The organism is Streptomyces sp. NPDC054840, from assembly GCF_053611065.1.
In genome coordinates this window covers 1-5162 of the sequence record NZ_JBSGZP010000546.1, presented here as the reverse complement: position 1 = coordinate 5162, position 5162 = coordinate 1, and the positions used below count along the sequence as shown (strand labels likewise).

Below are 5162 nucleotides of genomic sequence, written 5' to 3'. Positions count from 1 at the left end.
CGAGGGCGGCCACGCGGACGCCCCGCACCAGGGCGTGGTCGGCGGCGCGGCCGGCGAAGACGATCCGCCCGTCGGGGAGCCGGCGGGCCAGGTCGCCGGTGGCGAACAGGCGTGCGCCGGGCTCCCCGCCGAACGGGTCGGGCAGGAAGCGTTCGGCGGTGCGGCTCGCCCGGTCCAGGTAGCCGCGGGTGACGGCCGGGCCGCCGATGTGCAGTTCGCCGACCGCGCCGGTCGCCGCGATCCCGCCGCGCGCGTCCAGGACGTACGCCGTGGCGCCGGCCGGCAGCCCCAGCGGCAGGGGGCCGTAGCCCTCCCCCTCCGGGGTCCGCGCCGGGCCCGCGAGCACCGGGCCGGCCGTCTCGGCGCAGCTGTACAGCTGGTGCACGCCCGTGGCCCCGGCGGCCACCGCGGCCGCGAGGGTGCCGGGGAACAGGGGCTCGCCCGTGGTGAGTACGGGGACCCGCGCGCCGCCGGTGAGCAGCCCGGCCAGCTCGGCGGGGGCAGCGAGCACGGTGGCCTCGTCGCCGCCGGTGGGGACGACCGCGCGGCCGCCCCGGGTCAGCGGGCCGAACAGCTCCAGGAACGCGGCCGGCGAATCCGGGGCCGCCAGCTGGGCGACCGCGTCGAACACGGTGGCGGGCAGGTCGCGGTGGGCCCAGCGCAGCCTGGACACCAGGTTGCGGTGCTCGGCGACGACCGCGCGCGGCTCGCCGGTGACACCGGCCGTGCGCAGCACCCACGCCGCGCCCCGCGCGGGGACCCGTACGGCCGGGGGCGCCGCCCCGTCCTGGTCTGCGGCGTCCTCCGGGTCGAGCACGTCGACCCTGGTGTGGTCGAACAGCGCGCCGGAGTACGCGTCGGCGAGGACCGTCCGCAGACCCGCGTCGTCCACGGCGAGCCGCAGCAGGAACGCGGGCAGCTCCGGGTCGAGCGGTACGCACGTCCCGCCCGCCCTGACCACCCCGAGCTGGGCGGCGGCCAGCGCGAAGGACTTCGGGACGCACACGCCGACGGGGGTTTCGGGACCGACCCCGAGCGTCCGCAGGCGCGCCGCCACCCGCTCCGCCGTGCGGTCGAGTTCGCGGTACGTCCAGGTGCGCGCCCCCGCCGCCACGGCGACCGCGTCGGGGGTGCGGGCGATCTGCTCGGCGACCAGGTCGTGCAGGGTGTCCCCGTCCTCGTACGCCGCCGCGGGCGCCGGGGCCTCGGTGTGCAGCAGCGTGGAGACACGGGCCTGCGGGTCCGCGCCGATCCGCTCCAGGACCAGGCGCAGCCGGTCGAGCAGCAGCCGGGCGGTGGCCTCGTCGAAGAGGTCGGTGCGGTAGTCCGCGAGGACCAGCAGGCCGTCCTCGCCCTCCACGGTGTCGATCGCCAGATCGGTCTTCATGGTGGGCAGGCGCAGCTCGGCCGCGCCGAACCGGGAGCCGGCGGCCTCGTGGACGGGCGCGGCCGGGGCGTGCGTGTACATGACCTGGTAGAGCGGGTGGTAGCTCGGGTCGCGGGCGAGCCCGAGCCGGTCCATGACCTCGTCGACGAGCAGGTCGGGGTGGTCGAGGGCGTCCAGGAGGTCCCCGCGGACCCGGCCGATGAGGTCGGTGAACCGCGGGTCGTCGGCCAGCTCGCCGCGCAGGACGACGGGCCGGGTCAGGTAGCCGATGACACCGGCGCTCTCGGTGGTGTCGCGGCCGGAGACGGCCATGCCGGTCAGCACGTCGGTGCCGCCGTACTGGCTGAGCACCACGTCCACGGCGGCCTTGAGCACCATGAACAGGCTGGCGCGCTTGGCGCGGGCCAGCCGGCGCAGGGGCTCGACGACCGGCTCGGGGACGACGGTGGTCACCCGCGCCCCGGCGTGCCCGGCCCGCGCCCGGCGGGGCCCGGAGAGCGGCAGTTCGAGGAGTTCGGGGGCGCCGGCCAGGCGCTGCGTCCAGTAGGCCAGCCGTTCGGGCCCGGCCTCCTCGTCCAGCGCGGTGCGCGCGGCGAGGAACTCCCCGTACCCGACGGCGGGACGGGGCAGCGGGTCGACCCGGCCCTCCGCGAACGCTCCGTACAGGGCGACGAGTTCAGCGGTGAACAGGTCCAGCGAGGCCCCGTCGAACACGATGTGGTGGACGCCGACGAGCAGCTGGTGGCCGGTCTCGGACAGGCGCAGCAGCTCGACCCGCAGCAGCGGCCCGCCGTCGAGGTCGAAGGGGGTGCGGGCGAAGGCTTCCGCGCGTGCGGCCGCCTCCTCCCGCGTCGCGTCGACCGGGTCGAGGGCGACCGGACCGGGCGCCCCGATCTGCTGTACGGGCTCGCCGTCGGCATCCCGCACGATGCGTACCCGCAGCGCGTCGTGCCGCCGGACGAGGGCGTCCAGGGCGCGCCGCAGGGCGTCGCCGTCGAGCGGGCCCTCGATGGTGACCACGAAGGGGATGCTGAAGAACGGGTCACCCGGACGGAGTTGGCCGAGAGCCCACAGCCGCCGCTGGGCGGGGGTCAGCGCGAGGGCGGGCGGGGGAGGCGTACTCATGCGACGGCCTCCGGTTCCGGGGCGCCCGCCCGGTCGCCGCGGCCGCCGCGCAGCCGGGGAAGAACGAGGACGAGGGCTGCGACGACCAGGACGGCGCCGGCCACCACGATGGAGTCGGCGATGCCGACGAGCCCGGCGAGCAGACCGCCGACGACCACGCCGAGGACGGTGAAGTTGACCATCAGGGCGTTCAGCAGCCCGACACCGCGGCCGCGCAGCTCCTCGGGCAGGTCACTGAGCAGCGTGTTGGCGACCGGCACCTGGAAGAGCCCCGAGCCGAGCCCGGCCAGGACGCACCAGAGCAGGACGACGACCAGACCGAGCACGCCCTGGTCGGTGGCCTCCCATACGGTGCCCGTGGGGGCGAGCAGCAGCAGGGAGGCGCCGAACAGCACGATCGACCCGATGAGCAGCCCCCGGTCGGAGAACCGGCGCACCAGCGGCGGACCGGTGAGCGCGCCGATCACACAGCCCGCGCCGAAACCGGCCTGCGCCACCCCGTACTCGAAGGCCGGCAGCTCGAAGACGGTCAGGAGCTGGGAGTTGAGGTTGGTGGTGAACAGGCCGAGGACCAGCATCACCGGGACCATGACGATCGCCAGGAATCGCAGCGAGGGCACGGCGAGCACACCGGAGATGCCGGTGCGCAGCGACTGCCAGTACCCCTCGCGGCCGCTGTCGGCGCCCCGCACGGGCACCTCCCGCAGTACCGCCATGCTGGCGAGCAGCACCGCGGAGAGCACGAACGTCACTGCGTCGAGCACGAAGACCGCGGTGACGCTGCCGAAGGCGATGAGCAGCCCGCCGAGCGCCGGGCCCACCAGGTTGAGGGTGTGGTTGGTGGACTGGAAGAGGGCGACCGCCGTGGGGATGCTGTGCCCGCGCACGATCAGCGGGATCGCGGTGATGCGGGCCGTCTCGAAGAAGGCCTTGGCTATGCCGCTGAGCAGGATGAGTACGAGCAGCAGCAGCGGCGAGTCCCGTACGACGATCATCGCGAGCACCAGGGCGACGCGGACCAGGTCCGAGCCGACCATGAGCAGCCGGGCGGGCAGCCGGTCGGCCAGCGGACCCACGAACGCGCCGAGCACGCCGAAGGGCAGCAACTGCGCGATGACGACCAGGGAGACGTACAGGACCGGATCGTCGGTCTCGGTGGCCACCACGTAGATCAGAGTGATCTTGGTGATGGCGTCACCGAGGAAGGAGGCGACGACCGCCAGCCAGTACCGGATGTACGTCCGGTCCTTCAGCAGCTCAAGCATGGTCCACCTCGCCGTTCCCGGCAGCGCCGTTCAGTACCTCGTTGAGGACTTCCGCGACGCCCTCGATGTGGGGGTGGCGCATCATCGTGTAGTGGTTGCCGCCGACCGTGCGGACGTCGAAGTGCTGCCCGGTCAGCTCGTTCCAGGAGGTGGCGAGGTCCCACTCCTCCTCGTCGGCGCGGATCAGCGTGACCTTGCCCTTGACGGGTCCGGGCCGGAAGTTCCACACCAGCCGCAGGTTGGCGACCCACAGCTCGTAGATGTCGCGGATCTGCTCACGGCCGGCGTCCGGCGGCAGGTAGTCGCAGTCGCGGGCGATGCCGAGCAGGTAGTCGAGGTGCGCGTCCTCGTCCATGGCCTGGAGTTCGGCGAGCGGCTTGAGGCGCTGCCCGTAGTCCCACTGCAGGTTGGCGGCGATGGCCTCGACGATCTCGGCCGGATCGGGCTCGGAACCGGCCGGCACGACGGCGGGCGCGTGCGCGTCCATCATGACGACCGACACTTCGGCGCCGCTCTTCTCCAGCTCGCCCGCGACGGCGAAGGCGTTGGCACCGCCGTAGCACCAGCCGGCCACCGTGTACGGGCCCTCGGGCTGGGTCTCGCGGATCAGCGCGGCGTACTGCGCGGCGCGGTCGCCGAAGCCCGTGAAGGGCAGCTCGCCGCCTGTGGGCGGCGGCGACGCCAGCGCGTACAGCGGGCGCCCGGCGGGCTCGACGAGCGCCGCGAACGGCATGTAGCAGACGACCTCGCTGCCGGCCGGGTGCGCGAAGAAGACCGGGGAGCCGGTGCCGTCGCCGGAGCCGAGCTCGACCAGGTGCACCCCGGTCTCGTCCTGGTAGCCCTCGCGGAGCATCCGGGCGAACCGCTCGACGGTGGCACCCCGGAAGATCGCCGCCATCGGGAGCTGCTGCCCGAACCGCTTCTCGATCTCCGCCATCAGGCGCAGTACGAGCAGCGAGTGGCCGCCCAGGTCGAAGAACCGGTCGTGCAGACCGATCGGGGAGACCCCGAGGACCTCCTCCCAGATGTGCGCGACCTCCAGCTCGACGGCGTCGCGCGGCGGCACGTAGCTCGCCGCGTCGCGCTCGACGGCGGGGGCGGGCAGCGCCCGGCGGTCGATCTTCCCGCTGGTGTTCAGGGGGAAGATCTCCAGGCGGACGATCGCGGCGGGGACCATGTAGTCGGGCAGGAAGCCGCGCAGGTGCTCGCGCAGCTCCTCGGCCGTCAGCGCCTCGTCGGCGGACTCGACGTACCCGGTGAGCCGCTTGTCGCCGGGGCGGTCCTCGCGGACCAGGGCGACCGCGCGGCGCACCGCCGGGTGCTCCTCCAGCCGGGCCTCGATCTCGCCCAGCTCGATACGGAAGCCGCGCAGCTTGACCTGGCCG

3 protein-coding genes are annotated in these 5162 nt (G+C 74.3%); all 3 read right to left on the bottom strand.

Going from position 1 to position 5162, the window contains the following annotated elements; all coding sequences use genetic code 11:
- Positions 1-2512: condensation domain-containing protein (locus ACWGIU_RS29220; protein ID WP_453710754.1), on the bottom strand; the 2512-nt coding region annotated here is incomplete at its 3' end.
- Positions 2509-3777: an MFS transporter gene (locus ACWGIU_RS29215; RefSeq protein WP_453710752.1), complete on the bottom strand. Its 1269-nt coding sequence runs from the start codon at positions 3775-3777 to the stop codon at positions 2509-2511. The genes ACWGIU_RS29220 and ACWGIU_RS29215, both read right to left, overlap by 4 nt.
- Positions 3770-5162 (bottom strand): thioesterase domain-containing protein (locus tag ACWGIU_RS29210; protein ID WP_453710750.1); only part of this gene is annotated, 1393 nt, incomplete at its 5' end. The genes ACWGIU_RS29215 and ACWGIU_RS29210, both read right to left, overlap by 8 nt.

Excerpts from the sequence above, each read along its gene's own strand:
- ACWGIU_RS29215 (WP_453710752.1), bottom strand. The coding sequence starts at position 3,777 with ATGCTTGAGCTGCTGAAGGACCGGACGTACATCCGGTACTGGCTGGCG.